Annotated in this window: 24 protein-coding genes; 17 read left to right on the forward strand and 7 right to left on the reverse strand. The window is 36.7% G+C overall.

Going from position 1 to position 23,852, the window contains the following annotated elements:
• Window positions 1–232: 232 nt before the first annotated feature.
• The 3 genes from ACRD7B_RS20815 to yihA all read right to left on the reverse strand — a co-directional run bounded on the left by ACRD7B_RS20815 (window position 233) and on the right by yihA (window position 2,625).
• Complete coding sequence (locus tag ACRD7B_RS20815; RefSeq protein WP_430826594.1) at window positions 233–853, reverse strand: 50S ribosomal protein L25/general stress protein Ctc; 621 nt, start codon at window positions 851–853, stop codon at window positions 233–235.
• A 93-nt stretch (window positions 854–946) separates the two neighbouring features.
• Window positions 947–1,885 carry a ribose-phosphate pyrophosphokinase gene (locus ACRD7B_RS20820; RefSeq protein ID WP_430826595.1) on the reverse strand — a complete coding sequence of 313 codons (939 nt, stop codon included), beginning with the start codon at window positions 1,883–1,885 and terminating at the stop codon, window positions 947–949.
• A 140-nt stretch (window positions 1,886–2,025) separates the two neighbouring features.
• Window positions 2,026–2,625, reverse strand: coding sequence for a ribosome biogenesis GTP-binding protein YihA/YsxC (gene yihA, locus ACRD7B_RS20825; protein ID WP_430826596.1), 600 nt, complete (start codon window positions 2,623–2,625; stop codon window positions 2,026–2,028).
• Window positions 2,626–2,791: 166 nt separating this feature from the next.
• Between yihA and ACRD7B_RS20830 the strand changes: the two genes are divergently transcribed.
• The 3 genes from ACRD7B_RS20830 (at window position 2,792) to lysA (ending at window position 6,480) form a co-directional block, all read left to right on the forward strand.
• Window positions 2,792–3,772, forward strand: coding sequence for a type I phosphomannose isomerase catalytic subunit (locus tag ACRD7B_RS20830; protein ID WP_430826597.1), 981 nt, complete (start codon window positions 2,792–2,794; stop codon window positions 3,770–3,772).
• Window positions 3,773–4,004: 232 nt separating this feature from the next.
• Window positions 4,005–5,318: an aspartate kinase gene (locus ACRD7B_RS20835; protein WP_430826598.1), complete on the forward strand. Its 1,314-nt coding sequence runs from the start codon at window positions 4,005–4,007 to the stop codon at window positions 5,316–5,318.
• A 7-nt stretch (window positions 5,319–5,325) separates the two neighbouring features.
• On the forward strand, window positions 5,326–6,480 hold the full coding sequence (gene lysA / locus ACRD7B_RS20840; RefSeq protein WP_430826599.1) for a diaminopimelate decarboxylase: 1,155 nt from the start codon (window positions 5,326–5,328) through the stop codon (window positions 6,478–6,480).
• A 62-nt stretch (window positions 6,481–6,542) separates the two neighbouring features.
• Here lysA and ACRD7B_RS20845 read toward each other — a convergent pair whose 3' ends face one another.
• Window positions 6,543–6,842: a Dabb family protein gene (locus ACRD7B_RS20845; protein WP_430826600.1), complete on the reverse strand. Its 300-nt coding sequence runs from the start codon at window positions 6,840–6,842 to the stop codon at window positions 6,543–6,545.
• Window positions 6,843–6,908: 66 nt separating this feature from the next.
• On the opposite strand from ACRD7B_RS20845, the gene udk reads away from it, so the two are divergent.
• Together udk and ACRD7B_RS20855 are read left to right on the forward strand one after the other, a co-directional pair.
• Window positions 6,909–7,529, forward strand: coding sequence for a uridine kinase (gene udk / locus ACRD7B_RS20850; protein WP_430826601.1), 621 nt, complete (start codon window positions 6,909–6,911; stop codon window positions 7,527–7,529).
• Window positions 7,530–7,534: 5 nt separating this feature from the next.
• Window positions 7,535–8,251, forward strand: a complete 717-nt coding sequence (locus ACRD7B_RS20855) for a 3'-5' exonuclease (protein WP_430826602.1) — start codon at window positions 7,535–7,537, stop codon at window positions 8,249–8,251.
• Here ACRD7B_RS20855 and ACRD7B_RS20860 read toward each other — a convergent pair.
• The gene (locus ACRD7B_RS20860; RefSeq protein ID WP_430826603.1) at window positions 8,248–9,054 is read right to left on the reverse strand and encodes an alpha/beta fold hydrolase; all 807 of its coding nucleotides are present in this window, start codon (window positions 9,052–9,054) and stop codon (window positions 8,248–8,250) included. The genes ACRD7B_RS20855 and ACRD7B_RS20860 overlap by 4 nt on opposite strands.
• 3 nt (window positions 9,055–9,057) lie before the next feature.
• Complete coding sequence (locus tag ACRD7B_RS20865) at window positions 9,058–9,780, reverse strand: pyridoxine 5'-phosphate synthase (protein WP_430826604.1); 723 nt, start codon at window positions 9,778–9,780, stop codon at window positions 9,058–9,060.
• A gap of 173 nt (window positions 9,781–9,953) precedes the next feature.
• Between ACRD7B_RS20865 and ACRD7B_RS20870 the strand changes: the two genes are divergently transcribed.
• The 10 genes from ACRD7B_RS20870 to murI all read left to right on the forward strand — a co-directional run bounded on the left by ACRD7B_RS20870 (window position 9,954) and on the right by murI (window position 19,936).
• Window positions 9,954–10,619, forward strand: coding sequence for a CBS domain-containing protein (locus tag ACRD7B_RS20870; protein ID WP_430826605.1), 666 nt, complete (start codon window positions 9,954–9,956; stop codon window positions 10,617–10,619).
• Between the two features lie 14 nt (window positions 10,620–10,633).
• Window positions 10,634–12,055: a POTRA domain-containing protein gene (locus ACRD7B_RS20875; protein ID WP_430826606.1), complete on the forward strand. Its 1,422-nt coding sequence runs from the start codon at window positions 10,634–10,636 to the stop codon at window positions 12,053–12,055.
• 98 nt (window positions 12,056–12,153) lie between these two features.
• Window positions 12,154–13,032, forward strand: a complete 879-nt coding sequence (locus ACRD7B_RS20880; RefSeq protein WP_430826607.1) for an NAD kinase — start codon at window positions 12,154–12,156, stop codon at window positions 13,030–13,032.
• 116 nt (window positions 13,033–13,148) lie between these two features.
• On the forward strand, window positions 13,149–13,904 hold the full coding sequence (porG, locus tag ACRD7B_RS20885; RefSeq protein ID WP_430826608.1) for a type IX secretion system protein PorG: 756 nt from the start codon (window positions 13,149–13,151) through the stop codon (window positions 13,902–13,904).
• An 18-nt stretch (window positions 13,905–13,922) separates the two neighbouring features.
• The gene (gene uppS, locus ACRD7B_RS20890) at window positions 13,923–14,666 is read left to right on the forward strand and encodes an undecaprenyl pyrophosphate synthase (protein ID WP_430826609.1); all 744 of its coding nucleotides are present in this window, start codon (window positions 13,923–13,925) and stop codon (window positions 14,664–14,666) included.
• Window positions 14,667–14,741: 75 nt separating this feature from the next.
• Window positions 14,742–17,345: an outer membrane protein assembly factor BamA gene (gene bamA, locus ACRD7B_RS20895; RefSeq protein ID WP_430826610.1), complete on the forward strand. Its 2,604-nt coding sequence runs from the start codon at window positions 14,742–14,744 to the stop codon at window positions 17,343–17,345.
• 66 nt (window positions 17,346–17,411) lie between these two features.
• Window positions 17,412–17,924, forward strand: a complete 513-nt coding sequence (locus ACRD7B_RS20900) for an OmpH/Skp family outer membrane protein (protein ID WP_430826611.1) — start codon at window positions 17,412–17,414, stop codon at window positions 17,922–17,924.
• Between the two features lie 38 nt (window positions 17,925–17,962).
• A complete protein-coding gene (locus ACRD7B_RS20905) occupies window positions 17,963–18,475 on the forward strand; it encodes an OmpH/Skp family outer membrane protein (RefSeq protein ID WP_430826612.1) in 513 nt (170 codons plus the stop codon).
• Between the two features lie 23 nt (window positions 18,476–18,498).
• A complete protein-coding gene (locus ACRD7B_RS20910) occupies window positions 18,499–19,020 on the forward strand; it encodes an OmpH/Skp family outer membrane protein (protein ID WP_430826613.1) in 522 nt (173 codons plus the stop codon).
• Between the two features lie 85 nt (window positions 19,021–19,105).
• A complete protein-coding gene (gene murI, locus ACRD7B_RS20915) occupies window positions 19,106–19,936 on the forward strand; it encodes a glutamate racemase (protein WP_430826614.1) in 831 nt (276 codons plus the stop codon).
• Window positions 19,937–19,975: 39 nt separating this feature from the next.
• Here the strand turns inward: murI and ACRD7B_RS20920 are convergent, their stop codons facing one another.
• Entirely contained in the window at window positions 19,976–20,494 is a 519-nt protein-coding gene (locus ACRD7B_RS20920) for a gamma carbonic anhydrase family protein (protein WP_430826615.1), read from the reverse strand.
• Between the two features lie 330 nt (window positions 20,495–20,824).
• Between ACRD7B_RS20920 and ACRD7B_RS20925 the strand changes: the two genes are divergently transcribed.
• Window positions 20,825–22,672 (forward strand): 2-oxoacid:acceptor oxidoreductase subunit alpha, encoded by a 1,848-nt coding sequence (locus ACRD7B_RS20925; RefSeq protein WP_430826616.1) that lies wholly within the window; start codon window positions 20,825–20,827, stop codon window positions 22,670–22,672.
• A gap of 2 nt (window positions 22,673–22,674) precedes the next feature.
• Entirely contained in the window at window positions 22,675–23,691 is a 1,017-nt protein-coding gene (locus ACRD7B_RS20930) for a 2-oxoacid:ferredoxin oxidoreductase subunit beta (RefSeq protein ID WP_430826617.1), read from the forward strand.
• Window positions 23,692–23,852: the final 161 nt, after the last annotated feature.

Consider the following 23,852-nt stretch of genomic DNA (forward strand, 5'->3'; position numbering starts at 1 on the left):
AGTCAAATCAAATCAAAAAATCAAAGAACGTTTGTATGTTGTTGAAATATAATTTATTGCAAATTGTTTTTAAAAATTAACGCATCACTAGTAATAATGCATTATAAATTTTGCTTACGTACCTTTCCTCTAATATTCTGCCAAAAAATGGCAAGATATTAGAGGAAAGGTACTAAAAATACAAAACCTCCATATGGGAATATATGGAGGTTTGTTGTAATATAAAATTGTATTATTCGCTTGCTTCTTCTGTGCTTGCTTCTTCTGTGCTTGCTCCGCTTGTTTCGCCACCATCTTGTGCGGCACGAGCAGCTCTTGTAAGTCTTACTGCAACAACAACTGCATTCTTAGCATTTGTTAGTTCAATGTTATCGAATGATAAACCACCTACTTGAATAGTATCACCTAAACCTAAGTCAGAGATATCTATTTTTAAAGTATCAGGTAGATTTTTTGATAAACCACGTACTTTTAGTTTGCGTTTTTCTAACAATAATTTACCACCTTCACGAACACCTTTTGCTAATCCAGATATTTCAACAGGTATCTCAATGTTCACAGCTTTATCTTCTTTGATTTGAAGGAAGTCAACGTGAATTAAATCTCCAGATACTGGGTGGAATTGTGTGTCTTGAAGAATACAAGGAAGAATTTTTCCTTCTACATTTACATTAAGAATGTAAACATTTGGAGTAAAAATAATCTTGTTGAATTCTTTAGCAGGAGCAAATAAGTGAATTACTTCATCGCCACCATAAATTACACAAGGTACGTTTGCTTCGTTACGAAGTTGCTTGGTAGCTTTTTTACCAAGATCGGTACGCTTAGTACCGTTAATTTCAATAGTTTGCATAGTTATTTTTTTAGTGCTACTCAAAATTAAGTTCTACGTGCGTCTTAATTTCCCATCACACGCTTGCTTTAAAGCGGCTGCAAAGATAATACTTTATAGCAAGAATTGGTTACTTATTGATTGATAATTATATACTTTTTCGATAGTATCAGCAAAAACCTGCGCTACTGAAAGAACTTTTATTTTTGAAGACTCCTGTTTTAAAGGAATTGAATCTGTGATATATAGTTCTTTAAGCTGAGAATTCTCTATGCGTTCGTAGGCCGGACCTGATAAAACACCATGTGTTGTAAATGCTCTTACACTTGTTGCACCAGCTTCCATCATCATGTCAGCCGCTTTGGTTAGAGTGCCCGCAGTGTCAACCATGTCGTCAACGATAATAACATTTTTACCTTCAACATCACCTATGATGCGCATTTCGTCCACTACATTTGCTTTTGAACGCTGCTTGTGACAAATAACCATTGGCGTCTCAAGGAACTTAGCATATGTGTTGGCACGTTTTGTTCCACCGACATCAGGCGATGCTATAACCAAATTGTCGAGGTTCATGTGCTTAATGTGCGGCACAAAAATAGATGAAGCATACAGATGATCAACAGGAATGTTAAAGAATCCTTGAATCTGATCAGCATGTAAATCCATTGTAATAACGCGATCAACACCAGCAGTTGACAACATGTCAGCTACTAATTTAGCTCCTATCGATACACGAGGTTGATCTTTTCTGTCCTGACGAGCATAGCCAAAGTAAGGCATTACAGCTACAATTTTGTAGGCTGATGCACGTTTGGCAGCGTCAATCATCATCAATAACTCCATCAAGTTATCTGCTGGAGGAAATGTTGATTGAGTGATAAATACATGCGATCCGCGCACAGTCTCTTCGTAGGCTGTGGCAAATTCACCATCACTAAATCTAAGACAATTTGTACTTCCTAGTTCGCGACCTGAACATAGGCTAATTTTTTCTGCCAGATATCTGGTGCTTGTGCCCGAGAATATCTTAATTGGAGCTTTTGGTGGCATTTAGTTTGTTATTATCGATTAATTGAATGATTTTAACATTTTGCTGCAAAGGTAAGGATTTCATATTTTCTTAACATGAGCAAAACTCATAAAAAAACGAAAATCTCTACATTTTATATTCTAACCCTAGGGTTTCTGGATTAATAACTTTGGTTAATTCTGTCAATAAAGTCTAATATCTCTTTTGTGCCTTCGCCATTTTTTGAAGAAGTATAAAAGACAGGAGGTAATTCTTCCCAATATTCAAGTAGCTTTTCTTCGTATGCTTTCATGTTGCTAGCGTACTCTTCTTTGTTTAATTTATCCGTCTTTGTAAACACAATAGCTATAGGATTGCCTTCTTCCAGCATGAGGTTCATGAAGTCAAGATCTATCTTTTGCATTGGAATACGTGAGTCGATTAAAACAAACAAACACATTAGATTTTCTCTGTTCTTGATATAATCAGTGATTATTTTGCTGAAGCTGGAGCGAAGTGTTTTTGATACTTTAGCGTAACCAAAGCCAGGGAGGTCAACCAGATACCATTCATCTTTGTTAATGAAAAAATGGTTGATGAGTTGTGTTTTTCCTGGAGTAGAAGATATTTTAGCTAATGATTTTCGTTGGCAGATTTTATTAATAAGCGATGATTTACCAACGTTTGATCGTCCGATAAAAGCATATTCAGGTTTGTTTGGTTTTGGGCATTGACCTACCGCCGCACTGCTTTTTAAAAAACTCGCTTGCTTAATCTCCATGGTTTTTATTTTTTGCAAAGGTAATGGCTGTGATCTTATAAACGAAATTTAAGTCGAGTGTCAAATTATGATACTACTACACTTATTACAGATATTAATATGTCAGAATTAGTATTTCATCATGTTGTCACCTATTTTTGTTATTGAATTTTTAAAAAAGAATTAAATGAGTGCATTATATCCCTTGAAGTTTACGCCGATTTTGAAAGATAAAATTTGGGGTGGAAATAAATTGGAAGATTTATTAAATAAAAAGATTGATCCGCTTCCTAATGCAGGAGAAAGTTGGGAGATTTCTGGTGTTGAAGGCGATGAATCAGTGGTGTCCAATGGCTTTTTAAAGGGTAACAGCATAAATGAAGTGCTTGAGATATACATGGGCGATTTGGTAGGCGACCGTGTGTTTGAAAAGTTTGGACAAGAGTTTCCCTTATTAATAAAGTTTATTGATGCCAACGATGTATTAAGCATACAGGTGCATCCAGATGATGAGTTGGCGAAGGAACGTCATAGCTCGTTTGGGAAAACTGAGATGTGGTATGTAATGCAAGCCGATAAAGGTGCATCTTTAATATCTGGCTTTAATAAGCAACTTGATAAAAAAGAGTATTTGGAAAAGTTAGAGTCCAATGAGCTCGATAGTATTCTTGCTTCGCATGAAGTTGAAGCCGGTGATGTATTTTATATTCCGGCAGGTCGTGTGCATGCGATTGGTAAAGGAATATTACTGGCCGAAATACAGCAAACATCAGATGTTACCTATCGTATTTATGATTTTAATCGTAAAGATGATCACGGAAATACCAGGGAGTTGCATACTGAAATGGCAGTAGATGCTATTGATTATACTTACACGCCTGAATTAAAAACCGATTATCCTACTACTCCTAATGTATCTAATGAGGTGGTGAAATGTGATTTTTTCAAAACCAATATGTTGGAGTTGGATACATTGATAAAAAAGGATTTCTACGGAATTGATTCTTTTTTGATTTATATGTGTGTTGAAGGTGAGGCTGATATTAAATATGGGGATGGTAAAGTTGAGCCTATTAGTAAAGGTGAAACAGTATTGATTCCTGCGGATCTACGAGTAATAGATATTGAGCCTAAAGGAAAAGTTAAACTACTTGAGGTGCATTTGTAAACGAGTCAAATTCAGCCTAAAGATATTTTCAAATCCGACTTTCACAAAGTCGGATTTTTTTGTGTATTTTTTCACAAAAAGATAAAATCTTAACATTAATATTACGATTGTTATTAAATGGTTAATAATCAAAATTGAACAAGGCTAATATTCTTACAGTTTATGACTTCAAAGTAGGGATTTGTTATAATTTTGCACATGTATTAGAAGTAGGAATATAAGAAAGAAAAAAATGAGAGTTCTTAAATTTGGTGGTACATCGGTTGGGACAGCGCAACGCATGAAAGAAGTTGCGGACTTAATAACAGATGGTCAGCGTAAAGTAGTCGTGTTGTCAGCTATGTCTGGCACAACTAATAGTTTGGTTGAAATTGCCAACTACCTGTATAAAAAAAATCATGATGGTGCCAATGAGGTAATCAATCAGTTGGAAATTAAATATAAACAGGAAATTAAGGACTTATATAAAACCGAAGATTTTAAGCTTAAAGGTTTAGAGTTGGTGAAGTCTCATTTTGAGTTCATCAAGTCCTTCACCATCGATATGTTTACCGTATTTGAAGAGAAGGCTATTCTGGCTCAGGGAGAGCTGCTCTCTACGGCAATGTTTCATTATTATTTAGAGGAAAATGGTTATGATTCGGTATTGTTGCCTGCTTTGGACTATATGCGTATAGATAAAAATAATGAGCCTGATTCGAATTACATTAAGGAAAAACTAAATGAAATTCTTTCTGAGAACTCGGAGAAGAACGTGTTCATAACACAAGGGTATATTTGTCGAAATGCCTTTGGCGAAATAGATAACCTGCAAAGAGGAGGTAGTGATTACTCTGCGTCGTTAATTGGAGCTGCAGCTAATGCGGATGAAATCCAGATTTGGACCGACATTGACGGCATGCATAATAACGATCCTCGTTATGTTGAAAATACAAAGTCTATTTCGGATTTATCATACGACGAAGCTGCCGAGTTGGCTTATTTTGGCGCAAAAATTTTACACCCAACAAGTGTATTGCCGGCCAAGTTAGCCAATATTCCTGTGCGCTTATTAAACACCATGGAACCGAAGGCGTCAGGTACAATTATTTCTTCGAAACAAAATAAGGAGAGAATGGCTGCTGTTGCGGCCAAAGATGGTATTACGGCCATTAAAATTAAGTCGGGACGAATGCTTTTGGCTTATGGCTTTTTGCGTAAAGTGTTTGAGATTTTTGAAAGTTATAAAACGCCAATTGATATGATTACAACTTCGGAGGTTGGTGTTTCTGTTACCATTGATGATGATCGTCATTTATCAGAAATAGTGGATGATTTGAAAAAATATGGAACAGTTGATGTGGATGTTGATAAGGTGATTGTGTGTGTTGTTGGTGACTTGATCGCTGAAAATAAGGGCTATGCCAGTACTATTTTTGATGCATTAAAAGGTATTCCTATTCGTATGATTTCATACGGAGGAAGTAACTATAACCTTTCGTTGCTAATTAATGCAGATGATAAAAAGGAGGCTTTAAATCTGTTGAGTAATAAACTGTTTAATTAGTGTTGCAATGAATTTTAAATTTCCGATACAAACTTTAAATAACTTACCCACACCATATTATTATTACGATATGGATGTGCTGAATGCGACCTTGGATTCAGTGGCAAAAGAAGCAGGCTCATATGGCTTTAAAGTGCATTATGCAGTAAAAGCTAATGCTAATGAACGTATTCTTAAAGCTATTAAAGACAAAGGTTTTGGTGCTGATTGTGTTAGTGGTAATGAGGTGAAACAAGCTTTGGATTGTGGCTACGATTCGAGCGGGATTGTTTTTGCTGGGGTTGGTAAAGCCGATTGGGAAATCAATCTTGGTTTAGATAATGACATTTCATGTTTCAATGTGGAATCAATCCCTGAGTTAGAAATTATAGATGAATTAGCTGGCTTAAAAGGTAAGAAGGCGCGCATTGCTTTGCGTATTAATCCTAATGTGAATGCCAATACGCACCACTATATCACAACTGGTTTAGAAGAAAATAAATTCGGGATTAATCAATGGGATCTTGAAAAGGTAGTGGAGTGCCTGTCCAAACTACAAAATGTTGAATTGGAAGGGATACATTTCCATATTGGCTCACAAATTACAGATCTATTGTCGTTTAAGGACTTGTGTTTGCGTGTGAACGAATTGCAAAAGTGGTTTATCTCCCGACACATATTTCCGAAGGTTGTAAACGTAGGAGGTGGCTTAGGTATAGATTACGAACGACCTGATGAAAACGCGATACCTGACTTTACAAGCTTTTTTCAATTGTTTGATGAATTCCTGGAGTTGCTACCAGGTCAAGAGTTGCATTTTGAATTGGGGCGATCGATGGTTGCACAGTGTGGTGCTTTAATGACCAAAGTGCTTTATATAAAAAGTGGTGTGCAAACGCATTTTGCCATTGTTGATGCTGGTATGAGCGACTTGATTCGTCCGGCTTTGTATCAGGCCTATCATAAAATTGAGAACATAAGTTCAGATTTGCCTAATGAGAAATACGATGTAGTTGGACCAATTTGCGAATCGAGCGATTGCTTTGGTAAAGCTGTTGATTTGCCCCAAACTAAGCGTGGTGATTTAATTGCTATTCGTTCAGCAGGTGCTTATGGAGAGGTTATGGCTAACCGTTATAATTTGAGAGATTTGCCGTTAGCGTATTATTCCGATACGATATAATAAAGTTTTAAACGGATGACATCTTTAAGTCAATATTATTTGAGAGATGTCATCCGTATGGACTATATCTCAAAATCAACACATGATCGTGATTCGAGCACAGCTCGTAATATTTTACTTACGGCTAAATGATCGGGATGCTTAGCATAGGTAGCCAAGTCTTCCATACTATTGAATGTAGTAGATAGCGCAATGTCAAAATTTTCCTCAGGGTTACTATTAATCCCTACTTCAATTGATTTTAATTCGGGAATTATATTTTCAAGTTTTTCTAATCCAAGTTTAATTTCCTTTTGTTTAGCTTCTTTTGCAGCTTCGTTTTCAAATTCTTGAAGCTTAAACAATACAATGTGTTTAATCATACTCAATATTTTTTCGTTATTTTGTTGTACCAATTTATGTAGTCAAAAATAGTTAAATTAGTTAAGATGCTCATTATAGGAATTGCAGGAGGTACGGGTTCGGGAAAGACAACTGTGGTTAAAAAAATAATTGAACGATTGCCAAAAGGAGAAGTGGCAGTTATCCCTCAGGATTCGTATTATAAGGATAATGTACATATTCCTTTGGAAGAAAGGCAAAAAATAAATTTTGACCACCCCGATGCAATTGAGTTCGATTTGTTAATTGAGCATTTAAAGCAATTGAAGGAGAATAGCACTATCGAACAACCTATCTATTCATATTTGAGCTGTACACGTTCCGACGAGACTATTACAGTATTGCCGCGCGATGTTGTTATCGTTGAAGGTATTCTGATTTTAGGAAATAAGAAGTTACGTGATTTGATGGATTTAAAAGTGTTTGTTGATGCTGATGCCGATGATCGTTTAGCACGAGTGATACAACGTGATATTGCAGAACGCGGTCGTACGGTTGAGAAAGTCTTGGCGCGATACGATGACACGGTTAAGCCTATGCATCTGCAATTCATTGAGCCTACCAAGCGCTATGCTGACCTGATCGTTCCTCAGGGAGGAAATAATCACAGAGCTATTAATATACTAAGCAATTTTATTGAACGTAATTTGTCCTGCTTTAATTCATAGTTATCATGTTAGAATCTGTTCGTTCCGAAGATGTTTTATTTCTTGATATTGAAACTGTTCCCGACCAGCCGTCATTTGCTGATATAAGCCCTGAAATGCAGGCCTTATGGGATAAGAAATCACAGTATTTTCGTAACGATGAAGAGTCAGCAGCAGAAGTATATGGCCGGGCAGGTATATATGCCGAATTTGGTAAAATCGTATGTATATCTGTTGGCATAATTGTGATTCGTGATGGGAAGCGCATATTCAGATTAAAGTCGTTTGCTGGTGTTGATGAAGCTGCTTTGTTAAAAGAATTTAAGCAGATGTTGGAACATAGGGCAAATGCGAGTAAGAACATGTGTGGGCATAATGCGCGTGAGTTTGATTTTCCTTTTATTGCACGTCGTATGTTAATTCATGGTATTAAGTTGCCCAAAGTTTTGGATGTGGCTGGTAAGAAACCTTGGGAGGTGAAATTCTTGGATACACTTGATCTATGGAAGTTTGGCGACTACAAACATTATACATCACTTAATTTATTAACCACTATTTTTAATATCCCATCACCCAAGGATGACATTGATGGAAGTCAGGTAGCAGCTGTGTTTTATGAAGAAAGAGATGTGGATCGAATTGCACGTTATTGTGAGAAGGATGTGTTGGCAACCGCTCAGCTTTTCCTCCGTTTTAAAGGAGAAGACTTAATTGAAGAAGATGCTGTTGAAACGGTGATTTAATCCAAAAGAAAATAAGCCAAGGTTTTAACTAATAGTGTAGGTTGTTCAGCATGCAGCCAATGTCCTGCTTCGGGTATGGATACAACTTCAGCATCTTTGAAAAACTTTCTAATAATTAAAGTATCCTCGTCCATAACATAACCCGAGTTCTCTCCGCGAATAAAGATACTTGGCAGCGAAACTTTACATTCGTTAGGCGATAAACCTGAGAAGCCATCCATCAGTGTTTCTAAACTTTTACTAATAATAGCCAAGTTAAGTCTCCATTGATAAGTGCCATCTTTTTTACGTTCAATATTCTTTAATAGAAAATGTCTTAGCTTATCATTGTCAAGCTGTTTGCTTAGTTGTGTGTCAATGTCTTTGCGGCTATTTACACCTTGCACATCAACCGCTTGCATTGCTTTTATGATGCCAGCATGATTATTGGTGATCTGTGCATAGTTACTAAACGATGCATATGATTTAGGAGCAATGTCGAGAATAACCAATTTGTCAATTAGTTGTGGATTCTCTAATGCAAAGCGCATGGCTGTTTTACCACCCATTGAGTGACCAATAAGATGCGCTTTGTCAATGTTTTGATCTTCATAAAAAAGCTTTAAATCATTGGCCATGACATCATAGTTCATTTCTGTGCTATGAGGCGACTGGCCATGATTTCGTTGATCCAGAATATAAACATGGTAATCGTTCTCCAGCTGACGAGCAATGCTTACCCAATTATCAGAAGCACCATACAAGCCGTGTAAAATTATCAGCTTTGATCCTTGATGACCATATTCTCTGAAGAACAATTTCATGATTTACTTTTCTTTAATTAAGAGATCTTTATAAAGCTGTACGGTTCTTTCTAATCCAATATATAGAGCATCGCTTATGAGGGCATGGCCAATTGATACTTCTTTTAGGAATGGAATTTTCTCATTGAAAAACTTTAGATTCTCCAAATTTAAATCGTGACCGGCATTAATCTTTAAGCCAATTTTATTGGCTAAGTTTGCGGCTTCAACAAATGGAGCAATCGCTGCTTCTTTATTCTTGCTGTATTGTTCGGCGTAAGGTTCAGTATACAGTTCTATACGATCCGTATTGGTTTTTACTGCGTTGGCAATATTTTCCAAATCGGTGTCGATAAAAATGGATGTTCGAATACCTGCATCGCTAAATTTTCCAATAACATCTTGCAAGAACGACAGGTTCTTTACTGTGTCCCATCCCGCATTTGAAGTCAAAGCTTCTGGTGGATCAGGAACTAAGGTAACTTGGTGTGGGCGGGCATTTAATACTAAGTCGATAAACTCTTTTGATGGATATCCTTCAATATTAAATTCGGTTGTTATAGCCGGGCGAATGTCAAATACATCCTGGTAACGAATGTGTCGTTCATCAGGCCTCGGGTGAACGGTAACCCCTTGAGCGCCGAATTTCTGAACATCAATGGCTGCTTTCAGCACATTGGGAGTGTCACCTCCACGCGAATTGCGTAGTGTGGCAACTTTGTTAATATTAACACTAAGCTTTGTCATTCTTTATTTTATTGATAAACCCGCCGTTTTGGAGGTTAAAAAAACTTAATAAACTATACAATCAGTTGTTTGTTTTAAACATTGAAAGTATTTTTAATAAACGCTATACTTTTTCCAGTTTTTTTACGGATCAAGTATTTGGCAAAATTATAAGTTATTTCTAAAAGTAGTCTATGTTGGCGAAAGAATTAATATCAGATGTTGTGCCTTCGTTAAAAACTTCCGATTCTGGCTTGGATGCAATAAACTGGATGGAGGTTTTTCGTGTGTCGCATTTACCCATAGTGAATAATCAATCATTTTTGGGTTTAATATCTGATGTTGATATTTATGATTTAAATCGTGCTGACGAGCCTTTGGGTAATCATCCGCTCTCATTTGATAAGCCATATGTATTCGAACATCAGCATATTTATGATGTGATTGAATTAATTTCCAGATTAAAATTAACCGTGGTTCCTGTCTTGAATGCTAATGAAGAATATCTTGGATTAATTACGCAAAGTGATTTATTGCGTAAGTTTGCTGACTTAATTGCTGCACATACACCTGGCGGTGTTATAGAGCTTGAATTATTACCGCGAGATTATTCTTTAGCCGAAATATCAAGAATCGTAGAGGATGCTGACGCAAAAATTTTAAGTTTGTATGTGTCGCAAACAAGTGGAGTGGATCGGATTGGGGTGACCATAAAGTTGAACAGGACGGATTTAACTGCTGTTATTAATGCTTTTGATAGGTATGATTATCAGGTGAAAACAACCTATGCAGGAGATAATCTATATGATCAAGCTGCACAGAAAAATTATGACGCCCTAATGAATTATTTGAATGTATAGGTAAGAAAAAATAAATGGAGGAAGCAAAGTCAGGTACTAATGTATTTCTTTTTATGTGCATAGTTTGTCTGACTATGCATCATCCATCCTTTGCTTCATACGAAGGGCAGTCTGCTGACCCCAAAAAAGCTGTTGTTGGGCAAATTATTATCTCGGGAAATAAAGTTACCAAGCAAAGAGTTATACTCAATGAGTTGGTATTTAGCTATGGAGATACCATAATGGTTAATAAAATTGGTGAAGCCATAAAGAATAGCCGCAATAATTTATTAAATACTTCTTTGTTTAATTTTGTGTCAATCACTTACGCTAAGCGAGATAACAATGAATTAATATTTCATGTTAAGGTTGATGAACGATGGTATTGGTGGGCATTCCCAATTTTTGAATATGCCGATCGAAATTTTAGTTCTTTTTTAGAAAGTAAGGATTGGTCGCGAGTGAATTATGGTGTTTACCTTAAACGTGATAATTTTCGAGGTAGAAAGGAACGTTTGAAAATGAGAGTCAGAGTAGGTTATGCTACGCAAGTTTCATTGTTGTTTGATTCTCCTGAGTATAGAAGGAAAACAGGCTGGGGTGTTGAATTTAATGTTGTTGCCAAAAATCAGTTGTCGTATCGTACAATTGACAATAGGCCAGAGTTTATTTTGTTTGATGAGGGGATGGCGCAGTATCAGTATAACTCGGGTATTTATTATGCCTATAGAAGTGATTTTTATCAGCGACACAATCTTAAATTAAGTCATTTTGCCTATAATGTTAATGATAGCGTCATCGGGCTTAATCCGAATTACCTTACTGAAGGAGATTCAGAGCTTCAGTTTTTAACATTAGGGTACAGTTACAACTATGATAGACGGGATTCTAAGGCATATCCATTAAAAGGAAGAAAGGTGACTCTAGAATTGCAAAAGCATGGTTTGGGGGTGCTTACCAATAAGTTAGATGATTTAAGCTTTGGTGTTCAGGTTCAAGAATATATTGAGTTAAGTAGGTTATTTCATTATGGTGCTACTTTTGAGGGAGTTGCATCAACTAGCGATCATCTGCCCTATATCTTAAAGTCAGGAATTGGTTATGACTCTTTCATAAATGGATATGAGTTGTACGTAATTGATGGTACTAAAAGAGCCTTACTTCAAAATAGAATGCTCTTTACTCTATTGGAGCCTAGGGTTAAGAATATCGGATTCATGCCTTTGAGTCAATTTGCAAAAATTCATTATGCCTTTTATTTAAAAGCCTATTTTGATATGGGTTATGCATGGCTTGATAGTCCTGATGTTAGTAATACTTTGGCAAATGATTTACAGTATGGTTATGGATTAGGTATTGATATGGTCACCTTCTACGATAAGGTGGTGAGTTTTAATTATTCATTCAATAAGTTGGGGCAGCACGGTTTCTTTATGCATATAAACCTCGATTTTTAATTAAATACTGCTAATAAGTTTTAGATTTGTGGTTCTGATACTAATAGATAAGTATGGTAATTAAGCGATTATTTGCTATTATCTTAAATTAACTATAAATGAAAATTGCCGTTTTTGGTAAAAAGATTGACAAACTATTTTTTACCTCTTGTAAAACTTTATTTAAGGTTTTAAAAAACAATGGTGTTGAAGTAATAATTTACCGACCATTTTATGAGTTTCTCCTGTCCACGGTTAAGATGAAGCCTGAAGTGGACGGTTTTTTCGATGACGATAATCCCTTGCCAAAGGTTGATTTGTTATTTAGCATTGGTGGAGATGGAACTTTCCTTCACGCAGTTACCTATGTGCACGATTCAGGGATTCCGATAGTTGGAATAAATAGTGGTCGTTTAGGTTTTTTGGCCGATATATCTCAGCAAGAAATGGAAGTGGTTTTGGCTGACGTTTTTAACGGTTCGTATAAAGTTCAGCAGCTTGATTTAATTAGCCTTGAAACAGATGTTGATTTATTTGGCAAGAAAAATTATGCCTTAAATGAGCTAGCCATCACCAAAAGGGATAGTTCTTCCATGATCACCATCCATACCTATATCAATAATGAATTTGTAAATTCTTATTGGGCCGATGGTTTAATTATTGCGACCACGACTGGTTCAACAGCCTACTCCCTGAGTGTTGGTGGCCCTATTATGCATCCCGATTCTCATAATTTTATAATTACCCCTATCGCACCTCATAATCTGACGGTTCGTCCAATGGTGGTTCCAAATAATGTTGAGATTACTTTAAAGGTAGAAGGCCGTGATAGTAAGTTTCTGGCTTCACTTGATTCAAGAAGTGAAATTCTGGATGAAACCGTTCATTTAAAAGTGAAAAAGGCAGACTTTACTATTAATGTCATAAAACTCAAAGGGCATTCCTTTTTCACCACCCTAAGAAATAAACTAATGTGGGGAATCGACAAGCGGAATTAGTGTTTAAATGCAATAAAATTTCAAAAGAAGGGTTTTAGAATGTAGGTTGAGTGTAAAGGTCTAAGTTGTTTTAAATTTTATAATACATTTGTTTCAAATGTGAATTTTAACAAAAAGTGAAGAGTCGATTGTATCCATTATATACTAAGTTAAAGTCATTGGTAATTAAAGTTGTTCTGCTCATTGTAGCTGTGTTTGGTACAGTGAATTTATCTGCACAAGATAGAATTGAGTTGGGAGGAACCTTAGGTGTAGCCTATTATTTTGGTGATTTGAATCCATCTATGCAATTTTTAAATTCTCACCTTGCAGTTGGTGGCATTGGCCGTTATGTGTTTAACGATAGGTTGGCCTTTAAAGGCATGGCGATGTATACCAATATTAGTGGGAGTTACGATGGAAGTAATGGGCGATTTGTTGAAAGTACACCAGACGCAAATTATTCATTTAGCCGAAGTATTGGTGATTTTTCGGGTCAATTTGAGTTTAATTTTTTATCCTACGATCATAAATTTATCGCATCTAGCACATTCACGCCTTACCTTTCAGCAGGCCTTGGAACCATATTCTATAACAGAATAGAAGGAGATGTTGGAAACAATGCAAGCAAACCAGTTTTTATATTATCTTTGCCGTTCGGTGTTGGAGCAAAGTATAAGATTAACAAGTGGGTGAGGATAGGTGCAGAGTGGTCTTTTCGAAAAACTTTTGTTGATGACTTAGACTATGTAGGAGATGGAGGGGTTGATCCTTCGGATCCGTACGGCTATGGTAACACCATGACACACAATAATGATTGGATTTCGTTTGCAAACGTTTACGTGACAATAAGTATGTTGAAGCGTAAAACTCGTTGTAACGGAGGATATTAAAAACAGGACAGTTGTATTATGTCGTTGAAAGACCAACTGATAGCAGATAGATTGCCAAGTCATGTTGCCATAATTATGGATGGTAATGGCCGTTGGGCAAAAAAGAGAGGGAATTCCAGAGTATTTGGACATAAGCATGGTGTTACAGCTGTGCGTGATGTTACAGAAGCTTCTGCCGAACTCGGAATAAAGTATCTAACACTTTATGCATTTAGTACCGAGAATTGGAGCCGCCCCAAAACCGAAGTTGACGCACTTATGAGTTTATTGGTTTCAACCATTAGTTCCGAAACCAAAACCCTAATGAAAAATAACGTCAGGTTAAATGCCATTGGGTGTCGCGAGAATCTTCCGAGCGGTGTTCAAAAACGCCTAGAGGAGTGTATTCTTAAAACTTCAGGTAACGATGGCTTAACGCTTACTTTGGCTTTAAGTTATAGTTCACGTTGGGAAATAATTGAAGCGGTTAAAAAAGTTGCTGTTCAGGTGAAGGATGGTGAGCTTGAATTGGGTGAAATCAATGATGAGCTATTTAGTTCTTTAATGGCCACTGAATCAATGCCTGATCCAGAACTAATGATTCGCACAAGTGGTGAACATCGGATTAGTAATTTTTTACTTTGGCAGTTAGCGTATTCCGAGCTATATTTCAGCGATGTTTTATGGCCTGATTTCCGAAAAGAAGATTATTACGAAGCGATTTTGAATTACCAGGGGCGTGAAAGACGTTTCGGAAAAACTGGTGATCAAATAAAAAAATAGGATTTTTAGTGGATTACTTGAAAACTTATAGCATTTTTGCTCGTCGAAGTTTTTACAGGAAGTTTCCCTAACAAAATGAACAAACGAAGATATTACATGAAAGGTCATTTTCGCTATAAGATTGCACTAGTTACTTTATTTATACTATCACTTGCTAATATTAAAGCTCAGGACGAACCCAATATATCCTATTCGGGAACGCCAAAGAAATATGAGATTGCTGAAATTGAGGTAGTAGGTGTTGAGAACCTGGATCCTAAGATTTTGGTAAATATTAGTGGCCTTCGTGTAGGACAACAGATTACCGTACCTGGTGATGAGGTATCTGAAGCAATCCGTCGTTATTGGAATCATGGATTGTTTTCTGATGTTAAAATCAAGGCAAAGAAAATAGAAGCTCGTAAAATATACTTAGAGATTCACTTGCTTGAAAGACCACGATTGTCGGAAATGACTTTTTATGGTTTGAAGAAAAGCGAGATTGAAACCGTTGAAGAAAAAGTAATCATGATGAAGGGGCAACAGGTGACGCCTTATATGATTACACGTGCTGAAAAATACATTAAGGATTACTTTGATAATAAAGGCTTTTATAATACAGTTGTTAATATCGTTCAGAAAGATGATCCCAACAAGCCAAACCATGTTAATCTGGATATTAATGTTGACAAGAAAGATAAGGTAAAAGTTAGTAGTTTGGTTTTCGAAGGTAACGAAGTTTTAACAGATGCCAAGTTGAATAAGGCAATGAAGAAGACCAATCAGAAAGGTAAGATTGGCAACTTTTTCCGTTCTAAAAAATTCGTTGTCGAAAAGTATGAAGAAGATTTGGTAGCCCTAATTGATAAGTACAATGAGATGGGATATCGCGATGCTCGAATTGTGTCAGAGGATGTGATTCGAAACATTGAAGATAATACTGTTGAGGTCGTACTGAAGATAGAAGAAGGAAATAAATATTACTTCGGTGATATATCATGGGTTGGTAACACTATATATGCATCAGAGTATTTAGCTTATAAATTACGTATCAAGAAAGGTGATGTATTTAATCAGAAGTTATTGAATGAGCGATTGAGGGATGATGAAGATGCGGTGCATAACGAATATATGGACAAGGGTTATTTGTTCTCAAACATAAATCCTATTGAAGTTGGTGTTCAAGGTGATACTATCGATCTTGAGATGCGTATTTTTGAGGGACAGCAAGCAACTATCAATAATGTTATTATTCGAGGTAATAGTAAAACACACGAACACGTAGTTCGTCGTGAAGTGCGTACAAAGCCAGGGCAGCTATTTAGTAAATCGGAATTGATTCGTACTGTACGTGAATTGGCTCAGCTAGGGCATTTTGATCCGGAAAACATCGTGCCAGATGTTCAGCCAAATCAGGAAAATGGAACAGTAGATTTAGTTTATAGCCTTGAAGAAAAAGCCAATGACCAGATTGAATTATCCGGTGGTTGGGGAGCAGGAATGTTTGTTGGATCGCTTGGTTTAAAGTTTACAAACTTCTCCATTCGTAACATATTTAATAAAGAAGCCTGGCGTCCTTTGCCGACTGGTGATGGACAGACCTTAGCACTTCGTGCGCAAACTAATGGTAAGTTTTATCAATCATATAGTTTGTCGTTTACCGAGCCATGGTTGGGTGGTAAAAAACCAAATTCACTAAGTTTCTCAATTTACCATTCTATTCAAACAGGTGTAAGTTCAAGTTATTATAACCCATCAAGCCAATATGGCGGCGGTTATGGTGGCTACGGCGGTTATGGCGGTGGCTACGGTGGCGGTTATGGCTATGGTCAGCAAGAAGCATTGGATCAGCATATGAAAATAACAGGAGCTTCACTCGGTTTTGGTAAACGTTTGAGTTGGCCAGATGACTGGTTTACTTTATATCTTGAAGCAAGTTACCAACGATATGACTTACGTGATTGGAATTACTTTATTATGCAGAATGGTATTTCCCATAACCTTAATTTTAAAGTTAACTTGAGTCGTCGTTCGATTGATAACCCTATATATACACGTCGTGGATCAGACTTCTCCGTAGGTTTAGAATTTACGCCACCATGGTCGATGTTCTCAGATAAAGATTGGTCAAAAGCCAGTGAGGAGGAAAAGTACCAAAAGATTGAATACCACAAATGGACCTTTAAAGGTGCAGTATATAAGACTATAGATACGCGTGAAAAACTAGTGGTCATGGGTCGATATGAGATGGGCTTTCTAGGTTATTACAATAAAGATCTTAATTCACCATTCGAGAAGTATGTACTTGGTGGTGATGGTATGTCAGGATATAGCATGTATGGTAGTGAAACCATCGGTTTGAGAGGTTACGAAAATTCATCCTTAACCCCATACAATACAGCTGGTTCGTATGATGGTAATATGTATAATAAATTAACCCTTGAACTGAGGTACCCACTAACGCTTCAACCATCAGCAACAGTATTTGCTCTTGGTTTCCTAGAGGCAGGTAATGCCTGGAGTCAATATGAGGATTACAATCCTTTTGAATTGAAGCGTGCAGCAGGCGTTGGTTTACGTATCTTCTTACCTATCTTTGGTTTGATGGGTATCGATTGGGGATATGGCTTTGATGACAGTCCGTATAGAAGAAATGCTGGCGGAAGTCAATTCCACTTTGTTATTGGTCAAAGTTTCTAGTAGAGAGTGGGTTGGGAGTTTGGTTTGATTTTTGTTTAATTTGACAGGAAACCAAAAATTAAGACTATGAAAATTATTCTTTTAAGTTTGTTATTATCTATTAGTGGTATTGTCTCTGCTCAGAAGTACGCTTTTGTAGATTCGGAGTACATATTGAAAAATATACCAGCTTATGAAGTTGCCAATGAGCAATTGAGCCAATTGTCAGAAAAATGGCAGAAGGAGATTGAAACGCGATTTGGTGAGATTGCCCAATTGTATCAAAACTATCAGACTGAGAATGTTTTCCTTTCAAACGAAATGAAGTTGAAACGAGAAAATGAAATTGTTGAAAAGGAAAAAGAAGCAAAGGCACTTCAACAAAGTTATTTTGGACAAGGCGGAGAACTCTTTAAAAGAAGAGAGTCGCTGATAAAGCCGATTCAGGATGAAATTTATAATGCAATAACAGAAGTTTCATCGGAAGATAATTTTGCTGCTGTATTTGATAAGGCATCCGGTATGGGCATCATGTATGTGGATAGCAAATATGATATTAGTGATGATGTTTTGATCAAACTAGGATACAAAAGTGAATAATTTAAATATATTTGATTCCAAATTATAAAATGAGAAGGATGAATAAATTATACGCAATAGTTACTTTAATCTTGCTAAATGTTGTTGGAGTTGCGGGGCAGCAACCAATGAAATTTGGACATATAAACTCAACGGAGATATTGAGTGTAATGCCTGAATTGAAACAGGTAGAAGCAACGCTTGAAGCTGAGTATAAAGAGAAAGAAGGACAGCTGATGGTTATGCAAGAAGAATTACAGGCGAAGCAAACCGAATACCAGCAAACAGCATCTGCTATGACCCCTCAGGAAAGAGCACAGAAGGAACAAGAATTGGGTGAAATGGGCCAAAAAGTACAAAACTATTATATGTTAGCACAGCAGCAAATTCAGGCAAAGGAGAATGAGTTGAAAGCTCCGATAATGCAAAAACTACAAGCTGCTATTCAAGAAGTAGGTGCCGAAGGTGGATTTTTATATATCTTCGAATTAGCAACACGAGTGCCAATTTATAATTCAGAAAAGAGCATTGATGTTGCTCCAATGGTAAAGGCAAAATTAGGAATTCAATAAGAACAGATTAAAATTATATAGAGATGAAGACATTAAAAATATTTGCAGTTATAGCTGTTTTTGCCATTGCAGGTAAAGTACAAGCACAAGATTTAAAATTTGGTCATATCCATATCCAGCAAGTGGTAGCCGAGTTGCCAGAAAAAATTGCGGCTGACAAAGAATTGCAAGATGAGGCAACAAAGTTGCAGAACCAATTGCAAGTGATGCAGGCAGATCTAGAGAAAAAGTATACTGAGTATATGGCTCAGCGCGATACTTTACCTGATCTTATTCGTGCAACAAAGGAGAAAGAAATTCAAGATTACGACCAACGTATGCAACAGTATAGCCAAATGGCACAGCAGACAATCGGTCAAAAGGAACAGCAATTGTTACAACCTATTATCATGAAGGTTCAAAAGGCTATTGAAGAGGTTGGACAAGAGCAAGGTTTAATTTATATTTTCGATCTTAGTTCGCAAGTTGTTGTTTACCATTCTGAAACAAGTATTGATTGTGCAGAATTTGTAAAAGCTAAATTAATTACTCCAGCCGGATTGTAAGCTGAGGCAGATAAATTAAGATATTAAGCGGGTGACTTTTAAAAGTCACCCGCTTTTGTATCTTTAAGGTTTGTTATTGTAAATTATGAAGCAAAATAAAATAGGCCCTATTGCTGTTTTTGACTCAGGTTATGGAGGGTTGACCATATTGGATAAGCTGGTAAAGAAACTTCCTAAGTACGATTATATCTATTTAGGTGACAATGCCCGTACGCCATATGGAACAAGATCGTTTGAAGTTGTGTATGAATATACCCTTCAGTGTGTGAAACAATTGTTCGAGATGGGGGCTCATTTGGTTATTTTAGCTTGTAATACTGCATCAGCAAAAGCACTTCGAAATATTCAGCAAAAAGATTTACCTAATATCGATCCTGAACGTAGGGTGTTGGGTGTTATTCGGCCAAGTGTGGAACAAGTAAATAATCTCAGCCAATCAAAACATATAGGGATTATGGGTACTACTGGTACTGTGCAATCAGAATCGTATGTGCTGGAGGTGGAGAAGTTGTTTCCAAACATTAAGGTAACACAGGAAGCTTGCCCAATGTGGGTTCCTTTGGTTGAGAATAATGAGTTTCTGAATGGAGGGGCAGATTATTTTGTGGAGAAGAATATAAACAACCTATTGGATAAGGATAATAACATTGATACCATTATACTTGGGTGTACACATTATCCTTTATTACTACCTAAAATAAGAAAGTACGTAAAAGAAAGTGTTAAAGTGATTGATCAAGGACGTATTGTGGCGGATAGTTTATTTGATTATTTGCAAAGGCATCCTGAGATGGATGAGAAATGTTCAAAAAATGCTTCAGTAAAGTTCTATACTACCGAAAGTGTTGAGAAATTTAAACACACCGCTGAACTTTTCTTTGACGGTAATATAAAAGTGGAACAAATTCATTTGTAAAATTAGCCACTCCAAATCTGAAGTGGCTAATCGTATCATTTATTCTTCCTTATACCAGCCTGAATACATCAGGTAATTATTGGCAATTTTGTTGATCATTTCCTTGGTCTGATTGGGCTCTATTTCCTTTACTTTCTTAGCAGGAACTCCTGCATATACACTGTTAGGTTCAACGATAGTGCCTGTTAATACTAATGAATTAGCTGCAATTATGGAGTTGTGACCAATAACAGCATGATCAAGTACAGTGGCTCCAATTCCAACTAATACATTGTCTTCAATTTTGGCACCATGAATGGTTACATTGTGGCCTATAGATACATTATCCCCGATCTCAACCGTCGACTTTTGATATAAAGTATGCAATACTGAACCATCTTGAATATTTACCTTATTTCCAATCCGGATAGAATTAACATCACCACGCAAAACAGCATTAAACCATATGCTGCACTCATCTCCCATTTCTACATCACCTATAATGGTGGCATTTTCTGCCAAATAAACATCTTTACCAAATTTTGGTGTAAACCCTCTCACCTCTTTAATTAACGCCATATCAATGATTATTCTTTAGTTTTATTGTGTTATGATTTGCACAAAAATACAATCATATTCTTAAGAAATGTATATTCTAAGCGGATAAAGTAACAGATTATAAATATAACGAACAAAGATGTGTTAGATGTTTATAATGTGTTATATAACACTTGCCTAATTAGGGTAAAGTATGACAAATGTCAATTAGTGATGGGGCACATATCAATACCTTTACTCCGATTTTGAAGGGAACTTATGTATCACTACCTTAGTAGTAACATTAGTTTCCTTTCTTAATGTTACTTAACTTTTTTAATAAAGAGATACTAAATCAGAACCTTGTTAATCATGGGTAAAAGGTCAAAAGTTATCGAGAAAGAAGAAGTTGTAGTTAGGTTTTCAGGTGATTCCGGAGATGGAATGCAATTAACCGGAACCTTATTTTCTTACACTTCGGCGATTTTTGGAAATGATATTTCAACATTTCCAGATTATCCTTCAGAAATTAGAGCACCACAAGGAACCATCAGTGGGGTATCCGGCTTTCAGGTGCACTTTGGTCACTCAGAGGTATTTACTCCAGGTGATTATTGTGATGTGTTGGTTGCAATGAATCCTGCCGCTTTAAAGGCAAATGCAAAATGGATGAAACCCGGTGGGACCATCATTTTGGATGTGGATAGTTGTGATGAGAAAAACCTAAAAAAGGCCGGCTACGAAACGGATGATCCGATTGTGGAAGGAAGATTAGGAGATTATAATATTATTAAGGCACCGTTTACTACGCTTACTAAGGCGAGTTTGAAGGATATGGGGCTTGATAATAAAAGTATTCTTCGTAGTAAAAACATGTATGCTCTTGGATTGGTATATTGGTTATTTGACCGTCCAAAAACACACACTCAAGAGTACATTAAAAAGAAGTTTGCCAAGAATCCGTTGGTGGTTGAGGCTAACTTAAAAGTACTTGAAGATGGTTACAACTATGGTGGAATTATTCAGGCACTTACGCCTTCTTACCATATTAACCCAGCACAAATTAAAAAAGGCAAATACCGTAATTTAAGTGGTAATGTTGCGGTGGCATGGGGATTCCTAGCTGCAGCTGAAAAAAGTAAGTTACCTTTATTCTTAGGTTCGTACCCTATTACACCGGCTACTGAGATTTTACAAGAGCTTAGTGCTCGTAAAGATTTAGGTGTAAAAGTATTTCAGGCGGAAGATGAGATTGCTGGAATTTGTACAGCTATTGGTGCTAGTTTTGCAGGTAATCTTGCAATTACCACAACTTCAGGTCCTGGTTTAGCTTTAAAAGGAGAAGCCATTGGTTTAGCTGTAATTGCTGAATTACCATTGGTAATAGTTAATGTTCAGCGTGGAGGCCCTTCTACAGGTTTACCAACAAAAACTGAACAGAGTGATTTAATGCAGGCGCTTTATGGTAGAAATGGTGAGAGCCCAGCTGTTGTTATTGCTGCAAGTTCTCCAACAAACTGTTTCGATTATGCTTTTTATGCAGCTAAAATTGCTGTTGAGCATATGACACCAGTAATTTTACTTACCGATGGTTTCTTAGCGAATGGAACACAGCCATGGCGTTTGCCAAATCTAAAAGAATGGCCTGCCATTGAAGTGCCAGTTGCTGATCCAAATGATAAGGATTGGCACCCATATAAGCGTGACGCAGAGAAATTAGCACGTCAGTGGGCTAAGCCTGGGGTCAAAGGTATGGAGCATCGTATTGGAGGTCTTGAAAAAGATATTGATACAGGTGATGTTTCGCACGATGCAATGAACCATCAAAAAATGGTCGAAATTCGTGAGCAGAAAGTTCAAAAAATTGCTCATCATATTCCTGAGCTTGAGGTATTGGGAGATAAGGATTCGGACGTGTTGGTTGTTGGTTGGGGTGGAACCTTTGGTCACTTATTCACTGCGGTTGATGAATTAGAGCACGAAGGGCATCATTTTGCTTTGGCTCATTTTAATTATATTAATCCTCTGCCAATTAACACATACGAAGTTCTTAAGAAGTATAAGAAGATTGTTGTGTGTGAGTTGAATTTAGGCCAGTTCGCTAATTATCTTTTAATGAACTTTCCTGATTTGGAATACCTACGTTTTAATAAAGTACAAGGACAACCGTTTACTGTTGTTGAGTTAAAAGAACATTTTAAAACATTGCTGGAGGAATAAAAATGTCTGAACAGTGTAAATTAAATTACAAAGATTTTAAAAGTGATCAGAGTATAAAATGGTGTCCAGGTTGTGGTGACCACGCTATCTTAAACTCTGTGCAGAAAGCAATGGCCAATTTAGGATATGCCAAAGAAGAAGTGGCAGTGATTTCCGGTATTGGTTGTTCATCTCGTTTTCCATACTACATGGATACCTATGGCTTTCATACCATTCATGGTCGTGGATCAGCAATTGCCTCTGGTGTAAAAGTTGCTAACCCGCAATTGAAAGTATGGCAGATAACAGGTGATGGTGATGCTTTAGCCATTGGTGGAAATCACTTTATACATACCATTCGACGTAATATTGATTTGAATGTAATCCTTTTTAATAACCAGATTTACGGTTTAACTAAAGGACAGTATTCTCCAACTTCGAAGCGTGGTTTTATATCAAAAACTTCTCCTTTTGGAACGGTTGAAGCTCCATTCCGTCCGGGTGAGTTATGCATTGGTGCGCGTGGACAATTTTTTGCGCGATGCATCGATAAGGACCTGAAGCATACGGTTGAAATGGCGGAATTTGCTGCGAATCATGAAGGAACATCAATTGTAGAGGTGTTGCAGAATTGTGTGATTTATAATGATAAAACGCACAATGCCATAACAGATAAAGCGCATTCGGCTGATCGTACCATCAAGTTGAAACATGGTGAACCTATGATTTTCGGAAAAGAAAGTGATAAGGGTTTAATGTTAGATGGTTTGAGCTTAAAAGTGGTGACCCTTGGTGAGAATGGTGTAACAAAAGATGACATATTGGTTCATGATTCGGAATGTGAAGACATTACCTTACATCTGAAATTGGCTGATATGGAATATCCTGAATATCCAGTTGCCTTAGGTGTTATACGTAATGTTAAATCACCGGTTTACGACCAGTGTGTTGAGCAACAATTAGAAGACGTACAAGAAATATCAAGTATAAAATCATTTGATGATTTGATACATTCCGGCGATGTTTGGGATGTAGAATAAATTTTTGTTGAGTTAGCTACTTAAAAAGGTCGTTCTGAATTTTTCAGGCGACCTTTTGTATTTTAATTAGGCAATTTCAGAAGTAACAAGATTTTAAATAAAATTTAGAGGTTAATCATTTATGGTTAGCCTCTTTGTTTTTCATAATTATTAATGAGTGT

The organism is Carboxylicivirga fragile (genome assembly GCF_050589805.1).
Classification (GTDB): domain Bacteria; phylum Bacteroidota; class Bacteroidia; order Bacteroidales; family Marinilabiliaceae; genus Carboxylicivirga; species Carboxylicivirga fragile.

Coding starts and splice junctions, on each gene's coding strand:
- ACRD7B_RS20920 (WP_430826615.1), bottom strand. CDS start 20,494: ATGGCGTTAATTAAAGAGGTGAGAGGGTTTACACCAAAATTTGGTAAA.
- ACRD7B_RS20905 (WP_430826612.1), top strand. CDS start 17,963: ATGAATAAATTATACGCAATAGTTACTTTAATCTTGCTAAATGTTGTT.
- ACRD7B_RS20870 (WP_430826605.1), top strand. CDS start 9,954: ATGTTGGCGAAAGAATTAATATCAGATGTTGTGCCTTCGTTAAAAACT.
- ACRD7B_RS20900 (WP_430826611.1), top strand. CDS start 17,412: ATGAAAATTATTCTTTTAAGTTTGTTATTATCTATTAGTGGTATTGTC.
- ACRD7B_RS20865 (WP_430826604.1), bottom strand. CDS start 9,780: ATGACAAAGCTTAGTGTTAATATTAACAAAGTTGCCACACTACGCAAT.
- ACRD7B_RS20820 (WP_430826595.1), bottom strand. CDS start 1,885: ATGCCACCAAAAGCTCCAATTAAGATATTCTCGGGCACAAGCACCAGA.
- uppS (WP_430826609.1), top strand. CDS start 13,923: ATGTCGTTGAAAGACCAACTGATAGCAGATAGATTGCCAAGTCATGTT.
- murI (WP_430826614.1), top strand. CDS start 19,106: ATGAAGCAAAATAAAATAGGCCCTATTGCTGTTTTTGACTCAGGTTAT.
- ACRD7B_RS20845 (WP_430826600.1), bottom strand. CDS start 6,842: ATGATTAAACACATTGTATTGTTTAAGCTTCAAGAATTTGAAAACGAA.
- ACRD7B_RS20835 (WP_430826598.1), top strand. CDS start 4,005: ATGAGAGTTCTTAAATTTGGTGGTACATCGGTTGGGACAGCGCAACGC.
- ACRD7B_RS20855 (WP_430826602.1), top strand. CDS start 7,535: ATGTTAGAATCTGTTCGTTCCGAAGATGTTTTATTTCTTGATATTGAA.
- ACRD7B_RS20880 (WP_430826607.1), top strand. CDS start 12,154: ATGAAAATTGCCGTTTTTGGTAAAAAGATTGACAAACTATTTTTTACC.
- ACRD7B_RS20830 (WP_430826597.1), top strand. CDS start 2,792: ATGAGTGCATTATATCCCTTGAAGTTTACGCCGATTTTGAAAGATAAA.
- udk (WP_430826601.1), top strand. CDS start 6,909: ATGCTCATTATAGGAATTGCAGGAGGTACGGGTTCGGGAAAGACAACT.
- lysA (WP_430826599.1), top strand. CDS start 5,326: ATGAATTTTAAATTTCCGATACAAACTTTAAATAACTTACCCACACCA.
- ACRD7B_RS20860 (WP_430826603.1), bottom strand. CDS start 9,054: ATGAAATTGTTCTTCAGAGAATATGGTCATCAAGGATCAAAGCTGATA.
- ACRD7B_RS20925 (WP_430826616.1), top strand. CDS start 20,825: ATGGGTAAAAGGTCAAAAGTTATCGAGAAAGAAGAAGTTGTAGTTAGG.
- ACRD7B_RS20875 (WP_430826606.1), top strand. CDS start 10,634: ATGGAGGAAGCAAAGTCAGGTACTAATGTATTTCTTTTTATGTGCATA.
- ACRD7B_RS20930 (WP_430826617.1), top strand. CDS start 22,675: ATGTCTGAACAGTGTAAATTAAATTACAAAGATTTTAAAAGTGATCAG.
- bamA (WP_430826610.1), top strand. CDS start 14,742: ATGAACAAACGAAGATATTACATGAAAGGTCATTTTCGCTATAAGATT.
- ACRD7B_RS20910 (WP_430826613.1), top strand. CDS start 18,499: ATGAAGACATTAAAAATATTTGCAGTTATAGCTGTTTTTGCCATTGCA.
- ACRD7B_RS20815 (WP_430826594.1), bottom strand. CDS start 853: ATGCAAACTATTGAAATTAACGGTACTAAGCGTACCGATCTTGGTAAA.
- yihA (WP_430826596.1), bottom strand. CDS start 2,625: ATGGAGATTAAGCAAGCGAGTTTTTTAAAAAGCAGTGCGGCGGTAGGT.